Below are 20,791 nucleotides of genomic sequence, written 5' to 3'. Positions count from 1 at the left end.
GAACGTGGGGTCGATGAAGCGCGCGAAGCGCGCCCTCCACGGCTCAGAGGGGCAAGGGCCATGCCAAGCACCCAGACTCCGACCCTGTCGCAATACGGGTCCCTTTGCCTCCTGGTATGCGGGTTTTCCCGTTGGACTGCTACAAGGTTGAACAGTCGAGGCGCACAGGAGCGTGACATCGCGTCACAGTCCCACCGGATGCTGCGGCGGACCCACGGCTGGTGGAACAATCCGCGCATGCCCCACCCCATCACTGCACCCTTCGGCACCTGGGTGTCACCGATCAGCCCTGAACTCGTGGCTTCGGCACGGACCACGGTGGTCGACGTGCTGCTTGATCAGGGCGAGGTGTATTGGATCGAAGGAAGACCCTTGGAGGCCGGGCGGCAGGTACTGGTCCGGCTGGGACCGGACGGCGTGGGGGTCGACCTCACACCGATGCCCTTCTCGATGCGCACGCGGGTCCACGAGTATGGCGGCGGCGCGGTCCTCGCGGCCGCGGGCTCGGTCTACTTTTCGAACTTCTCCGACCAGCGGCTCTATCGCCTCGATGGCGACAGTGCCCCGGTCGCGCTGACCCCGACGTCCGATGGTGCCGCGCTGCGCTTTGCCGATGGGTTGCTCGACACCCGGCGCCAGCTCTGGATCGGCATCCGCGAAGACCACCGCGCACCGGGGACGGACGCGATCAACAGCATCGTCGCTGTCGATCTCGGCGGGGGCGACGCAGGAAGCGTGCTCGTTCAGGGCAACGACTTCTATGCTTCTCCGCGGCTCAGCCCCGATGGAACAAGGCTCGCGTGGCTGACATGGAACCATCCTGACATGCCGTGGACCGCCGCAGAGCTGTGGATCGGCGATTTCGATGGCACTGCCGTCGCCAACCCGGCGCATGTGGCGGGCGGCCCAGGCGAATCCGTGTTTCAGCCCGAGTGGTCCGCCGACGGCCTGCTGCACTACGTGTCCGATCGGTCGGGCTGGTGGAACATCTACCGGCGCGATGCGAGCGGCTCCAGCACCAACCTCTGCCCGATGGCCGCGGAGTTCGGCCGCGCCCAATGGACCTTCGGGATGTCGACGTATGCCTTCCTGTCGACGGATCAGTTGGTATGTGCCTACGTTGAAAACGGCAGAGGCAGACTCGCTCGCCTGGACTTGCGCGACCATTCGCTCCAACCGTTCGATCTGCCGTATACGGACTTTTCCGCGATTCGGGCGAACGACGGAAAGGTGGTTTTCAAGGCCGGCGGGCCGAGCGTCGGGAGCGCGGTCGTTGTCCTCGACGTGGCCTCCGGCGGCGCGACGGTCGTCAAGCGTGTTTCGGACATGCAGAGTGATCCCGCGATGCGGGACCACGTTTCGGTGGCCCAAGTCATCGAGTTTCCCACCCCTCGAGGTGACATCGCGTTCGCCTTGTTCTATCCGCCCGCCAATGCGAACTATCGAGGCCCGACCGGGGCGCTGCCGCCGCTGGTCGTCAAGTGCCACGGCGGACCCACCTCCTCGGCGTCGAGCAGCCTCGACCTGCGCACACAGTTCTGGACCAGTCGCGGCATCGCCGTCGTCGACGTGGACTACGGAGGCAGCACCGGCTACGGCCGCGCCTACCGCGATCGCCTGCATCGGATGTGGGGCCTCATCGACGCGGAAGATTGCGCAGCCGCCGCCTCCTACCTGGCCATGGGTCAGCGGGTCGATGCCAAGCGCATGGTCATCACCGGCAGCAGTGCCGGGGGATATACGGCGCTGCGCTGCCTCACGCATGCCGACCCGGAGGTGCGAAGGCTGTTCAGGGCCGGCGCAAGCCACTACGGCGTGAGCGACCCCATGGCGCTGGCGCGTGAAACGCACAAGTTCGAGTCGCGCTATCTCGACTGGCTGATCGGACCGCTTGCCGATCAGCAGACCTACTTCGACAGATCGCCCATGCGCCACGCGGATCTGTTGAGCGCGCCGATGGCATTCTTCCAGGGGATGGAAGACAAGATCGTCCCGCCCAGCCAGACCGAGGGGATGGTGGAGGCGCTGCGTGCACGAGGCATCCCGGCCGTCTACCTCCTTTTTGTCGGGGAGCAGCACGGCTTTCGACAGGCCTCGCATATCGAACAGGCGCTGCGGGCAGAGTCCGCTTTTTTTGACGCCGTGGCGTTCAGCGCCGCCGCCAACGCCATGCCGCCGAGCGGCCTGTGAGCGAGGCCGACAATCAAACGCGGAACGCCCACCTAAAGCGCGAAAAATCGCACCAGACCCCTCCGTTGATCCTGGCCTTGGTGAGGCCGATCGCATCTTGACCGCAGGGGATCAATTCTCGATCGTCGCCGACACGGCGCCCCCTTCGACCCGCGCCCCGCCGTCCTTGCGCAACATCGTGATCAGTTCGTCCAGCGCAGCCACGGCGCCTTCCGCATCCCGTATCCGCAGGCAGTGGACCACCTTGCGTCGAAGCGGGAACACATCGGGCCGGGGGCGCATCGGGATCACGTGCGTCATGCGCTCGCGCAATACCGCGGTCATCGTCTGAGCCATGAGTCGCAGCGCTTCGTTGTGGCCCGCCAAGGTGATCGACGAAAAGAAGCGTGCTGTCGCCTCGATGCGCAGCGGGAGTGCGTCCGCGCCCTGGTGCTGTTCGATCTCGTCCACGGCGGCCTCGATCGCGTCCACCTCCTCGTCGGAGGCCCGGTCGCAGGCCAGCCGAAGCAGCTTCCCGTAGAGAGCGCGGTACGCCTCGTCGATATCAACCGTCCCGAGTTGTCCTTCGAGCACCAGCTTGCGCAGCGACTCGGCCAGCATCATGTAGGCGCCCTTGTAGAACACCAGCGCGTGGTCGGCGGAACCGGTGGTCATGTGCTTCACCTCGCCGATGAAGATGTCGTGGTCGCCGGCCTCATGGCGGGCGTGGACACGGCACTCGAAGCTGGCCAGGCAGTCGTCGACGAGCGGCGTCCCGAGCGGGCCCGCACGCCACGCCACGCCCTCGAACTTGTCGACGATCCTGCTCGATGCAAAGCGCCCGGACAGTGCGTCCTGGCTCTGCGACAGGATATTGATGGCGAAGCTATCGGCCTCGACGAAGGCGCCCAGCAGGCTGCTCGCCTTGCGCAGGCTGAACAGCACCAGGGGCGGCTCCAGCGAGACGGAACTGAACGAGTTGCAGGTCAGACCCACGGGCTTGCCGTCGGCTGTGTGAGTCGTGATGATCGCGACCCCGGTCGGGAAGCAGCCCAGCAGTTGGCGAAACAGCTTGGGATCGATGGGCCCGGATTGCGGCATCGGATGGCTCATGGTGTGGTCCCCTGGCGCTTGAAGAGTTGAACGATGTTGCCTTCGGGGTCGCGCAGCGACAGCACCGCGCCATGCGAACCCATGTCTCGCGTGCCGAGCACCTCGCCGCCCGCGGCGGCGACACGCTGCGCGGTGGCCGCGAAGTCGTCCACCTCGAACACCATGACGATGCCCGAAGTCGCCGGCACGGCTTCTTCGCGGCAAGCCAGCGCGACGCTGGTGTTGCCCACCCCGTACTGGATCCAGCGGTCCCTGTCGCGGAACTTGAGCTGAAGCCCGAGCGCCGATTCATAGAAGGCATGGAGCTCGGCGGGCCGTTCGGCCACGACGAACACGTTCTGCAGGCGTTTAGGTGATTCCATGGTTGGGCTCACTGTTCGGTTCCATAGAGATTGGACAGCGATGCCTTCAGGAAGCCACCGTCGACCACGATGTCCTGCCCGTTGATGTACCTCGACGCATCGCTGGAAAGGAAGCACACGGCATCCGCGATGTCCCCGGGGAGGCCGAGGCGCCGCGCAGGAATCCTGGAGGTGCGGTTCTTCAACGTGTCCTCATCGCGGTAGTGCCGCTCGGACAAGGGCGTGCGGATCATGCCGGGGCTGACCGAATTCGCGCGAATGCCGCGCGGCCCCCATTCCACGGCCATCTGGCGGGTCAATGCCTGCATGGCTGCCTTCGTCGGGCCGTAGGCGCCGACCCGCGTCGGGGCCTGCGCGGCGATCGACGCCACGTTGACGATGCTGCCGGCCTGCCGGTCGATCATTATCGGCACCAGTGCCTGCGCGCACAAGAAGGCACCGCGCAGGTTCACCTGGAAGAGGCGGTCCCACACGTCGATCGGAAGGTCCTCGAGACGCACCGGCGACGCGCTGATGGCCGCGTTGTTCACCAGCACATCACAACGCCCGAAACGCGAACGCGTCAGGTCTGCCATTGCGACGATGGACGCGGGGTCTGCGATGTCGCAGTGGACGCTCAGCAGGCCATCGGCCTCGATGTGAGCGGCCGGATAGCTGATGTCGACCTGCACCACCTTGGCGCCGACCGACCGAAGTAGCTGGCAGATGGCGAGGCCCAGGCCTCCGGAGGCACCGGTGACCACGGCCACCTTGCCCTGCAAGGCGTTGTTGTCGAAAGTGGTGGAAGAGAGCATGGGTGGCATGGCAGTGCGAAGGACGCCCGGGCTTCAGGCAGACACCGCGCTCATCGACTCGACTTCCTTGCGGATCGCAGGGATGATCTTCTCGCCCCACAGCTCGATCTGGCGCAGCATGGTCTTCTGGTCGCAGTCGCCCAACTGCGTTTGCAGCGCGATGTGCTTGGGCCGCAGGATGCTGATCTCTTCCAGCATCTTGTCGATCACCTGGTTGACCGAACCCACTGGCAGGTTCTTGCGCAGTTGTTCGAAGGTCGGGTCCGTGGGCGACGGCACTTCCTTGACCATGTAGCCGTCGTCCGATTGGGCGCGGCGGAACTTGAGACTTTCCGAGATGCGGCGCTGGAAACGCGCGTTGTCCAGGTAGGCGTCGATCTCGGACTGCTTGTCGGAGGCGAATGCGCAGCGCAGGAATCCGAACTTCACGTCGTCATCGAGGTCCGCGCCGTTGTCTTGCGCCACCTTGTCCAGGCGCTCGCGCAGGGCCACGATCGCTTCCGTGCCGTTGAGAAGTGCCGTCACGAACAGGTTATGGCCTTCGCGCACGCCACGACCCAGGGTGACGGGGTTGCCCGAGGTGATCCACAGCGGAGGCATCGGGTCCTGGACGGGACGCACGGCGATCGAGCTCGGCGGCAGCTTGAGGAACTTGCCGTCGTATTCGACGATCTTCTGGGTCAGGCCCTTGGAGATGATGTCCAGGAACTCGTTGTAGATCGCGCCCGAGTCCTCGATCTTCACGCCGAAGCGCTCGAACTCGAACTCCTGATAGCCCGAGCCGATGCCGAGTTCCAGGCGGCCGTTGGACACCGTGTCCACGAAGCCCACCTCGGCCAGAAAACGTGCGGGGTGGTACAGCGGGAGAATGCACACGGCAGAGCCCAGGCGGATGCGCTGGGTCTTGGCCGCCATGTGCGCGATCATCATCAGCGGCGAGGGCGAGAGCGAGTAGTTGTTGAAGTGATGCTCTGCATACCAGGCCGTGTTGAAGCCGGCCTGTTCGGCCACCACGGTCTGCTCGATCGAGTTCTGGATGACCTGTTGCGAGGTCTGGTGATAGCCACGCTGCTGCGCCAGGATGAATACGCCGAATTCCATGTGTTGCTCCGCTTCAATAAAGTGATGTGCGATGCAGGGAATTCTGCGTTTGGACTCGGCGATCGGGAATATGGAAGGAGCGCGGATCAGTCCTGCAAAAAAGTGCGGGATGTGCGGTGCGCCGGCGCCGCGACGGCCCCCAAAAGAAAACCGGGGCCTGTGGCCCCGGTGTATCTCCCGCAATGGGAATCAAGCGCCTACTTGTCGCTCAGATCGGTCACCTTCGCCAGTCCCTGCCAGACGGCGGCGTCTTTCTTGACGGACGCTGCAAACTGCTTGGCGGTGCGGCTCGGAGGCACGACCATGTTCTGCCCTTCGATCTTCTGGCGCACCTCATCGGTCTTCTGCAGGCGGTTGATCTCTTCGTTGAGCCGGTCGATGATTTCCGTCGGCGTTCCCGCCGGGGCGAACACGCCGTACCAGCCATCGGCGTCGAACTTGAATCCCTGTTCCGACAGGGTGGCCACGTCCTGCGTGGCGGGCCAGCGCTGCGATCCGGTCTGGCCCAGCCCCACCAGCCGGCCATTTCGCATGTGCGGAATCGGGGAAGCGATATCGGTGAAGGCCACGCTGATGTTGTTGGCAATCAGGTCGGTCACTTCGGTGACGATGGTCTTGTACGGCACGTGGGGCATGTCCAGGCCGTAGTGCGCCTTGATGCCCTCCATGGCCAGATGGCCGGACGACCCGGTGCCCCACGAGCCGTAGGCGAGCTTGCCGGGATGGGCTTTGGCGTAGGCCACCATGTCCGCCAGATTCTTGAAGCCGGTGCTGGGATTCGCCATCAGCAAGATGCCGGCGGCGCCGACTTGCGTGACGGGGATCAGGTCCTTTTCCGCGTTGTAGGGGAGCTTGGGGTGAATCACCGGGTTGATGAGGATGGACGACGACGGCGCGAACAGCAGCGTGTAGCCGTCGCCCGGCGCCTTGGCCACCGTGTCGCACGCGATCAGTCCGTTGGCGCCCGGCTTGGGGTCCACCACCACGGGCTGCTTCAGCGTTCGAGACAGGGGCTCGGCGATCAGGCGGGCAAAGATGTCGCCTCCCGCGCCGGCCGAGCCGGCAACGACCAGGCGGATGGGGCGCGAAGGCCACTTGTCGGTGTTGGCGAAGGCCTTGACGCCAGCCCCGAGCAGCACGCTGCCGAGCAATACCGTGCGGCGATGGATGAGTGTGCTGTTGTGCATGCTTGTCTCCTGATTCGATTGCGCAATGAGTTGAGGGATGGGAAAAGAACGGATGCGGCTGAAACCATGCCGTCCGTGGGGCCTGGATTCAGGCTCTTCAAGCAGCCAGCGCGTCGGTGGCCGGCTGGTGACGTCCCAACTCCTTCTGGATCGCAGGGATGATTCTTTCACCCCAGAGTTCGATCTGCTTGAGCATCGTCTTCTGATCGAAATCGCCCAGTTGGGTCTGCAGTGCAATGTGCTTGGGCCGCAGGATGCTGATTTCTTCGAGCATCTTGTCGATGACCTGGTTGACCGAGCCCACGGGCAGGTTCTTGCGCAACTGCTCCATGGTGGGATCCGTCTCGGACGGCACTTCCTTGATCATGTAGCCGTCGTCGGACTGCGAGCGGCGGAATTTCAGGCTCTCGGAAATGCGGCGCTGAAAGCGTGCGCAATCCAGGTAGGCGTCGATCTCCGCGTTGTTGTCGGAGGCGTAGGCGCAGCGCAGGAAGCCGAACTTCACATCGCGGTCCAGGTCCTTGCCGTTGTCATCGGCCACCTTCACCAGGCGATCGCGCAGCCCCTGGACGCCCTCGCTGCCGTTGAGCAGCGCGGTCACGAACAGGTTGTGGTTCTCGCGCACGCCGCGCCCCAGCGCCACCGGGTTGCCCGAGGTGATCCACACCGGCGGCATGGGGCTTTGGACGCAGCGCACCGCGACGGAGCTCGGCGGCACCTGGAGGAACTGGCCTTCGTACGCGAATGTCTGCTGGGTCAGGCCCTTCGGGAGGATGTCCAGGAATTCGTTGTAGATCGCGCTCGCCTCGGCAATCTTCACGCCGAAACGCTCGAACTCGAACTCCTGATAGCCCGAGCCCACACCCAGGTCCAGACGGCCATTGGAGACCGTGTCCACAAATCCGACCTCGGCCAGGAAACGTGCGGGCTGGTAGAGTGGAAGAATGCAGACGGCAGTGCCCAGGCGGATGCGCTTTGTCTTGGCAGCCATGTAGGCCACCATCATCAGTGGCGACGGCGAGAGCGAGTAATTGTTGAAATGATGCTCGGCATACCAGGCGTTGTTGAAGCCCGCCTGCTCCGCCACGACAGTCTGCTCGATGGAATTGTTGATGACCTGCTGCGAAGTCTGGTGATAGCCCCGCTGCTGGGCGAGAATGAATACTCCGAATTCCATGTGTGCTGTCTCCGCTGAAAATAGTGCCCGCAAGGGGTACCAAATTCTGTGGCAGGCCAGCTGAATTGATAATGCATGAAACTGCAGATCTGAACTGCGAAGACTGGAGGACTCATGGATAGATTGCGCGCCATGGAGCTCTTTCTGTCCATCTCGCAGACCCGGAACTTTTCCGAAACGGCGCGTCGCTTCGGCATCTCGGCGACGGGCGTGTCGCGCATGATCACCGACATCGAGGAGGCGCTGAAGGTCAAGCTCCTGACGCGCTCGACGCGCCAGGTCTCGCTGACCGAGTCGGGGCAAGAGTACGCGCGCCAGCTGGAGGGCATCCTGTGGCGCATCAACGAACTCCAGACCAACATCACCGCGATCAGCAGCGCGCCGCAGGGCCTGCTGCGCGTGCACTCGCGGATGATGTTCGGCCTGGGCGTGCTGCCGCCCCTGATCGCGGGCTTCCGCAAGCTCTACCCGGAGATCCACATCGAACTCACGCTGGGCGAGGCACCTGCAGACCTGCGGCGCAGCCAGATCGATATCGACTTTCGGATCTCGCCGCCTGTGGAGGCGGGCGTGAAGCGCCGCATGCTGTTCCAGAGCGATCGCTATCTGGTGGGCGCTCCCGCCTACCTGGCCGGCAAGCCCGGCTTGCAGGCACCCGAAGACATCCTCGCGCACGAGTGCCTGGCCTACCAATTGCCCGGCGATGAATACACGTGGCAGTTCAAGCATCAGGGGCAGAGCAGCGAGATCGCCTTCAAGCCCCGCCATGTCAGCAACAACGGCATTGCCCTGCTGGAGCTCGCCCGCCTGGGCGAGGGCCTGGCGCTTCTCGATGACTACACCGTGCACAACGACCTGCGCCAGGGCCGGCTGGTCAGGGTGCTGAGCGAGCATCGCATCAGCAACAAGGGCTTCGACGAGGGCATGTACGCCACGATCCTGGACACGCCCATCATGCCCGCCAAGATCCGCCTGTTCCTTGATTTCGTGGCTGAACACGTGGCGGGACCCGAGCTGCGCTTTTCGGCGCACGGCAAGGCCGCAGGCCTCGCTTCCCCGCCCGCGGCATAGCCGCGCGCGGCCCTACAGCGGCATCCGGCACTCCGGGCGGGCCGCCCCGCGGAAGCCCACGCCGGTCAGCTTGAGCACGGCCCCATCCAGGGGCCCGGATGCGCTCAGGCGGCCACTGTCACTGATGGTCGTGACGAACAGATCGCGCATCTCCGGCCCGCCGAAGCACATGGCGCTCGGGTGGGCCACCGGCAGGTCGACCTTGTGGCTGAGCCGGCCCTGCATGTCGAAGCGGGCCAGCGCCCCCACCCGCACCAGCGCAGTCCACAGGCCACCTTCGCTGTCGAAGCAGCAGCCATCCGGCCCCGAGTCATGGGCGTCGGTGCGGATGAACACCTGCTTGTCCGCCAACAGGCCGTCGGCCGCGATCGCATACGAATAGATGACCCTCGCGCTGCTGTCGGCCACGTGCAGGCGCCCGCTGATCGGGTTCACGCACGGGCCGTTGGTGATGCCCAGCCCATCATCGAGCTTGTGCAGTTGCAGGCCGGTATCGAGCCGGTACAAGCCGCCCAGGGGCGGCTCGCCGGGCTCGCGCAACGCATGCATGGTGCCGACCACGAAGCTGCCGTCGGCCAGCGAGGTGCCGTCGTTCAGCCGGAGATGGGGGTGGCTGTCCTCGATACGTGCCAGCGAGCGCAACTGTCCGGTGCGCAGGTCCAGCGCCGCGATGTCCTCCTTCAGGGCCAGCACGATGCAGTCGTCGCCATTGAATGCGAACGAGCCCAGGGGTGCCGGCGCTTCGTGGCGCGCCGTCACCGCGCCGGTGTCGGGGTCCAGCGCAAGCACCAGGCCCGCGCGGCAGTCCAGCAGCCAGAGCTTGCGCCCATGCCACACGGGGCACTCGCCCAATTGCGTTTTCAAATCGCCGAGGCGCTGAATTTTCATTGTCTCGATCATTTATTCGACCCGGAAATGGAAGGCCAATCAATTGCATCCGCCAATTTGAATCAATTCAAATCCGCAAATCGAACGACACCCGGCCGCAGGGAGCGCGCATGGTAGCAAGCCTTCAACATCCCACTCACCGGCGAATGCTTCATTTTTTGCAGGACACTTTCCCGGATTATCGAGAGATGAATTTCATCATCATTTCTACAATCGACCAAGCATATTGACACCGAGACAAACAAGCGGAAGCCACCCAGGCTCCGGGAAAAACAGAAGCTCCCGCGGCAAAGCGGGTTGTTTGTCCAGCAAGTGCTTCTTTTTTCTGGTCCGTGCCGCAGCAAGCGGGCTTCTTACAGAGGTGGTGTATGAGCAGCAATGAATGGGTTCGTTTGGAAGTCGCAGGCGGCGTGGGTCTGGTCACCATGGACCGCCAGCCGGTCAATGCACTGAGCCGCGATATGCGGCGCGAGCTGGTCGCCACCTTCGACGCCATCTCCGAGCGTGAAGACATCCGCTGCGCCGTACTGACCGGCGCTGGCAGCGTGTTCTGTGCCGGCGCCGACCTGAAGGACCGCCCCAGCGCCGATGTCGCCGGAGATTTCCTCGAGCACAACCGCATCACCCGCGAGACCGGCAACGCGATCCGCGAGTGCGCCAAGCCCGTGATTGCCGCGATCAACGGCGCGGCATTGGGCGCCGGCTTCGGTCTCGCCGCCGCCTGCGACATCCTCTATGCCTCGGAGAACGCCACCGTGGGCATGCCCGAGATCAACGTGGGCCTGGCCGGCGGCGCCTCCATGCTCAAGACCCTGTTCGGCCGCTCGACCTTGCGCCGCATGTTCTTCACGGGCCAGCGCCTGAGCGCGCACGACCTGCTCAAGCGCAACGTGATCGAGGATGTGCTGTCCGAGAAGGACCTGCTGCCCTTCACGATGACACTGGCCCGCGAGATCGCCTCCAAGGCGCCGCTGGCCATCGCCTACGCCAAGCGCGCGGCCAACATGGTGGATGTCATGCCCCAGCGCGACGCCTACCGCTTCGAGCAGGAATTCACCATGGCCCTGTCGAAGACCGAAGACGCCCGCGAAGCCCGCATGGCCTTCCTCGAGAAGCGCGCTCCTGTTTTCAAGGGACGGTGAAACCCATGCTGACCCAGGTTCAAGCCGCCCCGGGCACCGGGCTGGACGCATTCTTCAAGGCCGATGGCGTGGCCGTGATCGGTGCCTCCGACGACATCACCAAGATCGGTGGCCGCCCGGTGCAGCTGCTGCGCAAGTACGGCTATGCCGGCCCCATCTATCCGATCAACCCCAAGGGCGGCACCATTCAGGGCCTGCAGGCCTACGCCTCGATCCTGGACACGCCCACGGCGCCGGAGATGGCCATCCTCGCGGTGCCGGTCGAAGCCACGCTGCAGGCGGTGCGCGACTGCGGCAGCCGCGGCGTGCGCGGCGTGATCGTTTTGTCCGCGGGCTTCGCCGAGGCCGGTCCCGAAGGCGCGGCCCTGCAAGCCGAACTGGTGCGCGTCGCGCGCAACCATGGCATGCGGCTGCTGGGCCCCAACTGCCTGGGCGCCGTCAATGTGGTGGACAGGCTGGTGGGCTCGTTCTCCATCGCGCTCGAGCAGAGCATGCCGCCTGCCGGCGAGGTGGGCATCGTCTCGCAGTCGGGCAACATCGGCAGCTTCACCATGCGCAACATGGCCGAGCGCGGCCTGGGCGTGAGCCGCTTCATCGCCACCGGCAACGAAGCCGACGTGGACGTGGCCGACGGCATTGCCGCCCTGGCCCACGATGCCGACACCCGCATCATCCTGTGCTGCATGGAGACCTGCCGCGATGCCGGCCGCCTGATCGCGGCGCTGGACATGGCGCGCCAGCAGCACAAGCCGGTGATCGTCCTGAAGATCGGTGCCACCGAGCAGGGCCAGGCGGCCGCTGCCTCGCACACCGGCGCGCTGATGGGTTCCGATGCCGTGTTCGACGCCGTCTTCCGCCGCTATGGCGTGCTGCGCGTGCGCTCATTCGAGGAACTGCTCGACGTGGGCCATGCCGCGGCCCTGCTGCGCCCGCAGCGCCTGCCCACCACCGACGCCGTGACGCTGGTGGCCGCTTCGGGCGGCTTCGGCATCATGATGGCGGACGCGATGGTGCAAGCCGGCATGACCTTGCCGCAGCTCGCCGACACGACCCGGGCCCTGATCCGCGAGGCCGTGCCCACCGCCGGCACCAACAACCCGGTGGACGCGTCGGCCCAGATGTCCGCGCGGCCCGACATCCTGCTGAAGATGCTGACGGCACTGCAGAACGATGCCAACGGCAGCACGCTGGTGCTGCTGCTGGCGCTGTCGCTGTACAACCCCCGCCTGCGCGGCGTCTATCTGGAGGCGCTGTCCAGGATCCGTGCCAGCCATCCCGACCGCCTGCTGGTCATCATCAGCCAGGGCCCGCCCGATGCGGTGGCCGAGATCAATGCGCTGAGCATCCCGGTGTTCCCGAGCATTCCGGCGGCAGCCAGCGGACTGGCCGGCCTGGTCAGGCTGGGCCAGCTCACCACCTTGCCCACCGCCGCTGCCTACGGCGGCCCGGTCGACAGCGTGGACGCCGCCGTGTTCCGCAACGAGTTCCATGCCAAGAAGGCGCTGGCGGCTGCGGGCATCAGCGTGCCGCGCGAGGAGGTGGTGGCTTCGGCCGACGCTGCCGTGCGCAGCGCCCGGGCCACGGGCTACCCGGTGGTCCTCAAGATCGCATCGGAAGACATCGCCCACAAGACCGAGATCGGCGGCGTCGCGCTGGGCCTGCAGGACGACGATGCGGTGCGGCAGGCCTACGACCGCCTCATGGCCAACGCCCGCGAGCACGCGCCCCGGGCACGCCTGGACGGCGTGCTGGTGGCCCCGATGGTCCGCGGCGGCGTGGAGCTGATCGCCGGTGTCTCGCGCGACCCCGTGTTCGGCCCGGTCGTCATGGTGGGGCTGGGCGGCATCTATGCCGAGATCCTGAAGGATGTCGCGGTCCAGGTGGCGCCCGTCTCTGAAGACGAAGCCCTGCGGATGATCCGCGGCCTGAAGATGTTCCCGCTGCTGGACGGCGCCCGCGGGCAGCCCAAGGCAGACGTGGCCGCAGCCGCCCGCACGGTGGCCAGGCTCTCGGAATTCGCGTGCCGCCATGCCGCCGACGTGGCTGAAATCGACATGAACCCCATCCTGGTCAAGCCGCAAGGCGAGGGGGTGCTCGTCCTCGACGCCCTGATGGTCCCGACCTCCCGCAACACCTCTGCCCATTGAAGGTTCTCATGCACATGGAAAAGAACCCGGCCATCCCGGACGCTGCGGCGGGCCCGGCCGTCTACCGACAGTACGCACGCCAGTGGCTTGGCGCCCACCTGCCCGGGCACATGCGTGCGGACAGCGTCGACTACCGCACGCCCACGCTGGACGAGTGCCGCGACTGGGAGGCCTCGATGTACGACGCCGGCCTCGCCGGCATGACCTGGCCCAAGGCCTATGGCGGCCTGGGCCTGACACTGCGCGAGCATCTGGTCGTCAACAAGGAAGTGGGCGCGCTGGCCATGCCCGAGAGCGTGAGCTCGATCGGCAAGGAACTGGCAGGCCCGATCATCCAGACCGTGGGCACGGAAGAACAGAAGCAGCTGTTCCTGCCGCGCATCCTCTCGATGCGCGACTACTGGTGCCAGGGCTTCTCGGAGCCCGACGCCGGCTCCGACCTGGCGCGCCTGCGAACCAAGGCCGTGCCAGAGGGCGACAGCTGGCGCATCAACGGCCAGAAGATCTGGACCAGCGGTGCCGCCAAGGCGCGCTATTGCCTGCTGCTGACCCGGACCGGTACGGTGGCCGACAAGCACCGCGGCCTGCTGATGTTCGCGGTGCCCATGGACACGCCCGGCATCCGGGTGGTGCCCATCAAGTCGATCGATGGCAAGGTGTCTTTCGCCGAGGTCTTCTTCGACAACGTCGTGGTGCCCGACAGCGCGCGCCTCGGCGCACCGGACGAGGGCTGGAATGCGGCCATCCGCGTGCTGTCCATCGAGCGCGCCACCAACCGCATGTACCGTGCATGGCGCTTCGATTGCGAGCTGCGCCAGCTCGTCGCCGCGTGCAAGTCCGACCCGCAGCTGTCCCGGCTGCTGGACGACGGCAGCTACCAGCGCCGCATCGGCGACGTGGTGGGCGAGATCGATGCGCTCAAGGGCCTGGTCGAGCAGACGGTGAACCGGATGATGGCCGGCGACAGGATCGGCGCCCGCGGTTCGCTCACCAAACTCTACTGGTCCGAGTGCCACCAGGCCTTCGCAGGGCTGGCGCTGTCGGTCGTGTCGCATGTGAACCCGCGCTCCAGCGCGCTGGCACAGCGCGCGCGCAAGCACTTCACCACCGCCTATTTCTACGCCCGCGCCGAGACCATCTACGCCGGCACCACCGAAGTGCAGCTGGACATCATTGCCCAGCGCATCATGAATCTTCCAAAAGACCTCTGAGATGACCATGTCAGACAACGATCTCAAGCCCGAAGAGTTCGCACAGGCTGCGGCCGAGGCGATCCAGGATGCGCAGACGCGCGACTTTCGTGGTGCCGCCCAGGTGCTGGCGAATGCGGGCCTCTGTGGCGTGTGCGCGCTCGAAGACGCCGGCGGGCTGGCGTTGGGCATCGAGTTCGCGCTGCCGATCGTGGCCGAGGCGGGCAAGCTGCGGCTGCACTGGCCGCTGCTCGAGACCCTTCTGGTCGCCAAGGCACTGGGCGACTCGCCTCTGGCTGCCGAACTGGCCAGCGGCGAACGCGTGGCGACATGGGCGCTGCAGGGCAGCCTGCAGGACAAGCTGGCCGGCCATGCCCGCTACGCCAGGGACTGCGACTGGGTGCTGGTGGCCGACGGCCGGAGCGGCGGCGTCCTGCTCGAGCTGGATTCCGTCGAAATCCAGGACGACGAAGCGCTGGACCCGGAAAACCCCCAGTCGTGGCTGACGCTGGACGGCGCCAGGGTGCTGGCCGAACTGGATGTCGCGACATTTGCAGCGCTGGAGCGCGACAGCCACATCCTGATCGCCGGCTTGGTCAACGGCGCCGCCGAGGCGGCCCTGGCCACGACGGCCGACTACATGTCGACCCGTGTGCAGTTCGGACGCCCCCTGTCGGCCAAGCAGGCCGTGCGCCATCTGCTGGCGCGCATGCGCTTGTTGCAGGAGGCCTCCAACGCAGGCATCCAGCGCGTGCTCGACACCGACGAATACGGCAACGTGCGCAGCACGCAACCCGTGCTGGCCAATGCCCTGGCGAATGCGTGCTTCGTTCTGGAGAAATCCATCCACCTGCATGGCGGCATGGGCTTCACCTGGGAAGTGCCGCTGCACTACGCCCTGCGCGAAGTGCGCAAGTTCGATGCCGCATTCGGCTCGGGCGCGCTCGCCAGCCAAGTCGGCCGGGACTTCATCCAGTCTGTGTGAACCGAGGAAAACGAATGAACCAGGATCTGCTCGGCCGCGTGGCCCTCATCACCGGCGCCGGCGCCGGCATCGGGCGCGAAACCGCCTTGCAGATGGCTGCCCGTGGCGCCATCGTCTGCGTGAACGACCTCAAGGAAGAACTGGTCGCCCCCGTGGTGGAGGAAATCGAGTCCCGCGGAGGACAGGCCTTTGCCATCGTTCAGAACATCGCCACCCGCGAAGGCATTCGCGATGCCATCCAGCGTTCGTTCGAGCGCGGCAAGCGCTTCGACATTCTGGTGAACAACGCAGCCTGGGTCCGCTACCAGGCCATCCCCGACATCATGTCCGAGACTGTGGAGCGCATGCTCGACGTGGGTTTCAAGTCCGTCATCTGGAGCCTGCAGGAGGCGGTGGCGGTGATGGACCCGGAGCGTGGCGGCGCCATCGTCAACGTGGCATCGGTGGCCGCCCTGCGCTCTGCCGCCAACTCGGTGGTCTATTCGGGCATCAAGTCCGGCATCCTGGGCATCACCCGCGCGGCTGCGGCCGAGCTGGGCGCGCGCAACATCCGCGTCAATGCCGTCTGCCCGTCGGCCGTTCCCACCGAAGGCACGCAGCGCAACCGCAATGCCGAGCGCGATGCCAACCGCATTGCGCGCACGCCGCTGGGCCGCCTGGGCACCGTGGAGGACATCGCCCGCAGCATCTGCTTCCTGGCCAGCGATGATGCGGGCTTCATCACGGCGCAGGCGCTGGCGGTGGATGGCGGCATCACGCTGACCAACATCTGAGTCCTGCCGGAGTCGCGGATGCAGACTGTTCTGATCACCGGTGCGGCTTCCGGCATCGGGCGAGACACCGCACGGCTGTTTGCCGGCGCGGGTTGGCAATGCGTGCTGGTCGACAACAACGAGCAGGCATTGCAGCAGCTGGGCCGAAGCCTGCCTGGGCCTGCCTCGGCCGCGCATCAGTTGCGCCCCATCGACCTGACCGACCCGAAGCAGATCGCATCCCTCGGCGATGGCACGCCTGCGCTGGACGCGATCCTCAACAACGCCGGCATGTCCGACGCCTCCAACACGCCCCTGGCTGAGCAAGGCCCGGCGCAGACCGGGCGCCTGCTCGCACTCAATCTGGCAGCGCCGGCGGCGGTGGTCGATGCCTGCGAGGCGCTGCTGAAGCCGGGCGCACGCATCGTGAACGTGGCATCGGGCGCCGGCCTGCATGCCATTCCATGGCGTGGCGCCTACAGTCCGAGCAAGGCCGGACTCATCGCCCAGACCCGAGCCCTGGCGCAAGCGCGGCCCGACCTGTGCGTGACGGTACTTGCGCCGGGATTCGTCCGCACCGAACTGGTGGACGGACTGATCCAGGCTGGCCGACTCAAGCCCGAAGGCGCGCTGGGCAAGATTCCGCTCGGCCGCATGGCTGCTCCCGAAGAGATGGCGCAGGCGCTGTACTTCCTGGCCAGCCCCGGCGCCGCACCGTTGAGCGGGCAGATCCTGGCCTTGAATGGCGGTTCTTCCGTCTATGGCGGCAGCCAGCCCTTGCCACCGGCCACGCTGCAACCGCAGCCCTTGGACATGCCGGTGCAACTGGAGGTCTGCGGCGGCGATGGCGCGCCATGGCAAGGCGCGGCGCAGCCGTGCGCCGCGCGGCCACACTATGCAGCCTGCCTCGACCTGTCGCCGCTGCACTGCGAATCGGCAGGCTTGCTCCAGGCAGTACACGCGGCCGCCGCGCGTTTTGCAGGCCGCTGCGCGCAGCAGGCCAGCCTGACTTTGCTGCTGCCCTCGGAGAACCCCCGCCGCTGGCAAGACGCCGGCGATGGCGCAGCGGCACGGATGCTGGTCTCCACCCTTGCCTGCGAGTGGGGCAGCCGCGCCTTACGCATCAATGCGCTGGAAGTGCCGACCGCTGTCGACCCGTTGTCGCTGCATCCGCTGCTGCGCTTCGTCTGTGGTTCCGCCGCCCAGTACCTGACCGGTCAAACCCTCGTCTGCAGCGCTGCCGCGCGAGGGACGCCGCGATGAACAAGCCGGACGGCGCAACCGATGCCGAGCGGGCGCAGATCAAGGCGTTCTTCATCGCCGAGCGTGGCTACTGGCGCCCGTGGACCGAGACCATGCTCGAGGCCTGCCCCGGCTTCGTGCAGCACTACGCGCGCTATGCCGGCCATCCCGCGCGCTCGGGTCCGCTGAGCGCGCGCATGGTGGAGTTGATCTATGTGGCGCTCGACTCGTCTTCTTCGCATCTTTTCGAGTCCGGCTTGCACACCCATATGAAGCGGGCGCTCGAGGTCGGGGCGACACAGGCCGATATCTTCGATGTGCTGCACCTCGTTGCCGTACAAGGCGTCGCCAGCGTATGCACGGCCACCGACATCCTGGGCGAGTTCACCGACTTGACCGGTTTGGCGGCCATCGATGAAAGGCTTCAGGCCCGCATCGACAGGCTCGGTGCCGCGCACGCCCTCTCCCTGACCTCCGTGGCGCTTCTTGACCCCGGCTATGCCGAGCTGCTTCTCGACTTTGTCGAGCAAGGCTGCCCCGGCGCGGGTCTGACCCCGGCGGAGCGCAGCCTGGTACAGCTGGCATTGCATGCGTGCTTCACGGCTTTCAACCCGGATGCGCTACGGCATATCGTGCCCAAGGCACTGTCGCAAGGCCTGGCACCGGCCGAATTGCTGCAGGTCATCCAACTGGGCGCCCATCTGGCGGTGCATGGCACCGCGCTGGGCACTGATGCATACCGGCAAATGTCGGGAGTGGATGAAAGATCGCGTTGAGGACCGCTCGCGCGACCGGCGCGGCTCGCCAGAGTCGCTGATACCCGGTGCCCACTGGCATTGGCCGGGCTGGCGGGCACTTGGTTCAGCCGAGGTGAAAGGGCTCCGCACGCGCCAGCATGGAACTGTTGCGGCATGCCCCGCCAGAACGGGGACCTGACCGCCCCTGCCGGCTTCGCCACGTACTCGACTCCGCGAGCTCGTCGGGTGCGCGGCCCGGTGCACAACCCGAAGTTCGACACCAACGACGACAACATTGCCGTCGGCGCGCGTACTGGAACGTGCCGGCCAAGCGATACCTGGTTGCAGACTGAAGGCTCGCCAAACGGCGTAAGCGATGTAGCGCCTACGCCGGCGCAGCCGCCCACGCCGCTACCTGCGCAGACTGCGCGACGCAGGCCAGTCGCCGCAGCTTCTGCAATTCGGAATCCTGAAACTGCGAGGACTGCATGCATCCGAAGGCCCTGGCTTCGTCGGCAAACCGGTCGGCCGCATCCGGCAGCGCATCGCGACCTTCGAGGCGAAACGAAACCGGCGCGAGCGGCCCGAACAACAGGGCGCGCCGAAGCTGAGGCCAGCGCTGCGGATCGGGCTCCACGCCCGCGGCGCGCGCAAACAGCAAGGCCATCAGGTTCATCTTGGTTTTCTGTGGGGCGCCACGCGCGCGGCACTCGGCAACGCCCACGTGCATCGCTTGGAGCGTCGGTGCTGCGATGGCGCCGCTCCACACATAGGCCATCCACCGGGCCTGCAACTCGATCGGCGGAAACATCGGGCCCGACTGATCCCAGATGCCCACGAATGCAAGCCCGGGCAACTGCGGATGGAAGGTGTGCTGATAAAGATCGAGCCGCTGCGCGTCGAGGTTGAGCGTGCGGCGGATCGGTTCTCCGAGGAAGGGCATTTTCAGTTCGAAGCCGGTGCCGAACAGAATGCCGTCGAAGGTCTCCGCACGCCCGTCGCTGAAGCTGACCCGCGCGCCTTCGACCCTGTCGAACCACGGCCGCACCTCGATGCGGCCCTCGGCCACCAGCGGAAGAAAATGCTGGCTCAATGTCAAGCCCGCATCGAGGATGCTGTCGGCGGGCTTCGGCGCACCGAACTGTTCCGGACTGCCGCCCCAGCCCACCACCAGCTCTTTCAGCATCTCACCGAATTCGCTGCGCGGCAGCGACTCCTCCGCCAGCGCCTGGAAGCGCGTGAACACGCGATGGTCCGAGGGCACCCCGGCCGCAAGCTTCGGCAACACATAGCGCTGCCGACGATGGCACACGACCACCCTTGCCGCGCCGAGCATGCAAAGATCGCTGGCAATCTCGAGGGCACTGATCGCGCAGCCCGCGACGAGGACGCGCTTGCCGCGGTACCGCTCGGGATGCTTGTAGGCGTTGGTATGCGCCACGCCATCGCTGCCCGAGAACGACGCCAGCCCCGGCACCTCGGGAATCCGCGAATGCTGGAAGCGGCCACAGGCGACCACGGCTTTCTCGAAGATCTCTTCGTCGTGCGCGCCATGGCGCACGGCCCATCCCCCGGGCACCGCCGCAAGCTCGCGCACCTTGGTGCGCAGACGGATCTGCGCGGTCAGGCCGAATCGGTCCGCATAGCGCTGCAGGTAGTCGCCGATCTCGCGATTGGATGGATAGACCGCGAGGCCCGGCGCATGCGGCAGGTCGCTGAATTGTGTGAGCACGCGGCTGGTGTTGGTGCGCATCGACGGCCATACGCCGCTGCAGATCGCGTCGCCGCTCCACTGGCCGCCGGGCAATGGCGCCTGCTCGAACAGCACGGGCTCGAAGCCTTCGGATTGCAGGTAGCGCGCAGCGATCAGGCCGCCCGGCCCGGATCCGATGATGGCGACTCTTGGCATCGTTGGAACCTCCATCCTCGTCGGGACCGGCACGCGTGCCGAGCGTTTGAGGGGGTTTGGCCTTCGCCGTCCTCACTCCTTACAAACTGCCGCGCAATCTCCCGAATTGCGGGGCCGTCGTGATGGTAAATCTCTTTACCCTCGTTCATCTCAGCGCCGTCGTCGAACTCGGATCTCCCTCGACAAGGACGGCGAAGGGTCACGTTTCGAAGGTAGACCCGCCGTTCAGGTCACCGGGGCCGGGTTGAACAGCACCAGCGCGTTGTGCAGCTTCCAGTGCTCGGCCCAGGTCTTCCTGCGGCCGCTGGCGACATCGAGCATCAGGCGGAACAGCTCCCAGCCCACATCCTCGATCGTGGCGTCGCCGTCCGCGATGCGCCCGGCGTTGACGTCCATCAGGTCGTGCCAGCGGCGCGCCAGGTCGCTGCGCGTCGCGACCTTGATCACCGGCACCTCGGCCAGCCCGTAGGGGGTGCCGCGACCCGTGGTGAACACATGCAGGTTGATGCCGGCGGCCAGCTGCAGCGTGCCGCAGATGAAGTCGCTGGCCGGCGTGGCGGCGTAGATCAGGCCCTTTTGACTGACCTTTTCACCCGGCGAGATCACGCCCGAGATCGGCGCGCTGCCTGACTTCACGATCGAGCCCATCGCCTTCTCGACGATGTTGGAGAGGCCGCCCTTCTTGTTGCCGGGCGTGGTGTTGGCGCTGCGGTCCACGCGCCCGCGGTCGAGGTAGGCGTCGTACCAGGCCATCTCGCGGATCATCGCCTCGGCGACCTCGGGCGTGGTGGCGCGCGCGGTGAGCTGGTCGATGCCGTCGCGCAC

General features: G+C 66.1%; 17 protein-coding genes and 1 pseudogene. 9 read left to right on the top strand and 9 right to left on the bottom strand.

The window, feature by feature from the left end; genetic code table 11:
* Nucleotides 1–237: 237 nt before the first annotated feature.
* Nucleotides 238–2,190, top strand: coding sequence for a S9 family peptidase (locus AC1DYK_RS29340; protein ID WP_478169508.1), 1,953 nt, complete (start codon nucleotides 238–240; stop codon nucleotides 2,188–2,190).
* 111 nt (nucleotides 2,191–2,301) lie between these two features.
* Here AC1DYK_RS29340 and AC1DYK_RS29335 read toward each other — a convergent pair whose 3' ends face one another.
* From AC1DYK_RS29335 to AC1DYK_RS29310, 6 genes are all read right to left on the bottom strand, one after another.
* Entirely contained in the window at nucleotides 2,302–3,282 is a 981-nt protein-coding gene (locus AC1DYK_RS29335) for a flavin reductase (RefSeq protein WP_478169507.1), read from the bottom strand.
* Entirely contained in the window at nucleotides 3,279–3,644 is a 366-nt protein-coding gene (locus AC1DYK_RS29330; protein WP_478169506.1) for a VOC family protein, read from the bottom strand. The genes AC1DYK_RS29335 and AC1DYK_RS29330 overlap by 4 nt, the downstream gene beginning before the upstream one ends.
* Before the next feature lie 8 nt (nucleotides 3,645–3,652).
* Complete coding sequence (locus AC1DYK_RS29325; RefSeq protein ID WP_478169505.1) at nucleotides 3,653–4,438, bottom strand: SDR family NAD(P)-dependent oxidoreductase; 786 nt, start codon at nucleotides 4,436–4,438, stop codon at nucleotides 3,653–3,655.
* Between the two features lie 33 nt (nucleotides 4,439–4,471).
* A complete protein-coding gene (locus AC1DYK_RS29320; RefSeq protein ID WP_478169504.1) occupies nucleotides 4,472–5,539 on the bottom strand; it encodes an LLM class flavin-dependent oxidoreductase in 1,068 nt (355 codons plus the stop codon).
* A 197-nt stretch (nucleotides 5,540–5,736) separates the two neighbouring features.
* Nucleotides 5,737–6,726 carry a Bug family tripartite tricarboxylate transporter substrate binding protein gene (locus AC1DYK_RS29315; RefSeq protein ID WP_478169503.1) on the bottom strand — a complete coding sequence of 330 codons (990 nt, stop codon included), beginning with the start codon at nucleotides 6,724–6,726 and terminating at the stop codon, nucleotides 5,737–5,739.
* A gap of 97 nt (nucleotides 6,727–6,823) precedes the next feature.
* Nucleotides 6,824–7,903: an LLM class flavin-dependent oxidoreductase gene (locus tag AC1DYK_RS29310; protein WP_478169502.1), complete on the bottom strand. Its 1,080-nt coding sequence runs from the start codon at nucleotides 7,901–7,903 to the stop codon at nucleotides 6,824–6,826.
* Between the two features lie 114 nt (nucleotides 7,904–8,017).
* Here AC1DYK_RS29310 and AC1DYK_RS29305 point away from each other — a divergent pair, with 114 nt between their 5' ends.
* Entirely contained in the window at nucleotides 8,018–8,974 is a 957-nt protein-coding gene (locus AC1DYK_RS29305; RefSeq protein WP_478169501.1) for a LysR family transcriptional regulator, read from the top strand.
* A gap of 12 nt (nucleotides 8,975–8,986) precedes the next feature.
* Here the strand turns inward: AC1DYK_RS29305 and AC1DYK_RS29300 are convergent, their stop codons facing one another.
* Complete coding sequence (locus tag AC1DYK_RS29300; protein WP_478169500.1) at nucleotides 8,987–9,862, bottom strand: SMP-30/gluconolactonase/LRE family protein; 876 nt, start codon at nucleotides 9,860–9,862, stop codon at nucleotides 8,987–8,989.
* 368 nt (nucleotides 9,863–10,230) lie between these two features.
* Between AC1DYK_RS29300 and AC1DYK_RS29295 the strand changes: the two genes are divergently transcribed.
* Genes AC1DYK_RS29295 through AC1DYK_RS29265 form a run of 7 tightly spaced genes read left to right on the top strand, consistent with a single transcriptional unit; the run spans nucleotide 10,231 to nucleotide 18,096 of the window.
* Nucleotides 10,231–11,004: an enoyl-CoA hydratase/isomerase family protein gene (locus AC1DYK_RS29295; RefSeq protein ID WP_478169499.1), complete on the top strand. Its 774-nt coding sequence runs from the start codon at nucleotides 10,231–10,233 to the stop codon at nucleotides 11,002–11,004.
* 5 nt (nucleotides 11,005–11,009) lie between these two features.
* Nucleotides 11,010–13,151 carry an acetate--CoA ligase family protein gene (locus AC1DYK_RS29290; RefSeq protein WP_478169498.1) on the top strand — a complete coding sequence of 714 codons (2,142 nt, stop codon included), beginning with the start codon at nucleotides 11,010–11,012 and terminating at the stop codon, nucleotides 13,149–13,151.
* A gap of 8 nt (nucleotides 13,152–13,159) precedes the next feature.
* Nucleotides 13,160–14,362, top strand: a complete 1,203-nt coding sequence (locus AC1DYK_RS29285; protein ID WP_478169497.1) for an acyl-CoA dehydrogenase family protein — start codon at nucleotides 13,160–13,162, stop codon at nucleotides 14,360–14,362.
* Between the two features lie 7 nt (nucleotides 14,363–14,369).
* The gene (locus tag AC1DYK_RS29280) at nucleotides 14,370–15,326 is read left to right on the top strand and encodes an acyl-CoA dehydrogenase family protein (RefSeq protein WP_478169496.1); all 957 of its coding nucleotides are present in this window, start codon (nucleotides 14,370–14,372) and stop codon (nucleotides 15,324–15,326) included.
* A 14-nt stretch (nucleotides 15,327–15,340) separates the two neighbouring features.
* Complete coding sequence (locus AC1DYK_RS29275; RefSeq protein WP_478169495.1) at nucleotides 15,341–16,099, top strand: SDR family NAD(P)-dependent oxidoreductase; 759 nt, start codon at nucleotides 15,341–15,343, stop codon at nucleotides 16,097–16,099.
* An 18-nt stretch (nucleotides 16,100–16,117) separates the two neighbouring features.
* Nucleotides 16,118–17,341 carry an SDR family oxidoreductase gene (locus AC1DYK_RS29270; protein ID WP_478169494.1) on the top strand — a complete coding sequence of 408 codons (1,224 nt, stop codon included), beginning with the start codon at nucleotides 16,118–16,120 and terminating at the stop codon, nucleotides 17,339–17,341.
* A complete protein-coding gene (locus AC1DYK_RS29265) occupies nucleotides 17,338–18,096 on the top strand; it encodes a carboxymuconolactone decarboxylase family protein (protein ID WP_478169493.1) in 759 nt (252 codons plus the stop codon). The genes AC1DYK_RS29270 and AC1DYK_RS29265 overlap by 4 nt, the downstream gene beginning before the upstream one ends.
* 346 nt (nucleotides 18,097–18,442) lie before the next feature.
* Here AC1DYK_RS29265 and AC1DYK_RS29260 read toward each other — a convergent pair whose 3' ends face one another.
* Nucleotides 18,443–19,966 carry a flavin-containing monooxygenase gene (locus AC1DYK_RS29260; protein WP_478169492.1) on the bottom strand — a complete coding sequence of 508 codons (1,524 nt, stop codon included), beginning with the start codon at nucleotides 19,964–19,966 and terminating at the stop codon, nucleotides 18,443–18,445.
* 225 nt (nucleotides 19,967–20,191) lie between these two features.
* Nucleotides 20,192–20,791 (bottom strand): annotated as a pseudogene (gene garD / locus AC1DYK_RS29255) (galactarate dehydratase); the annotation flags it as partial.

The organism is Variovorax sp. P2_H12, from assembly GCF_056403395.1.
This window is presented reverse-complemented; position numbering and strand designations above follow the sequence as displayed.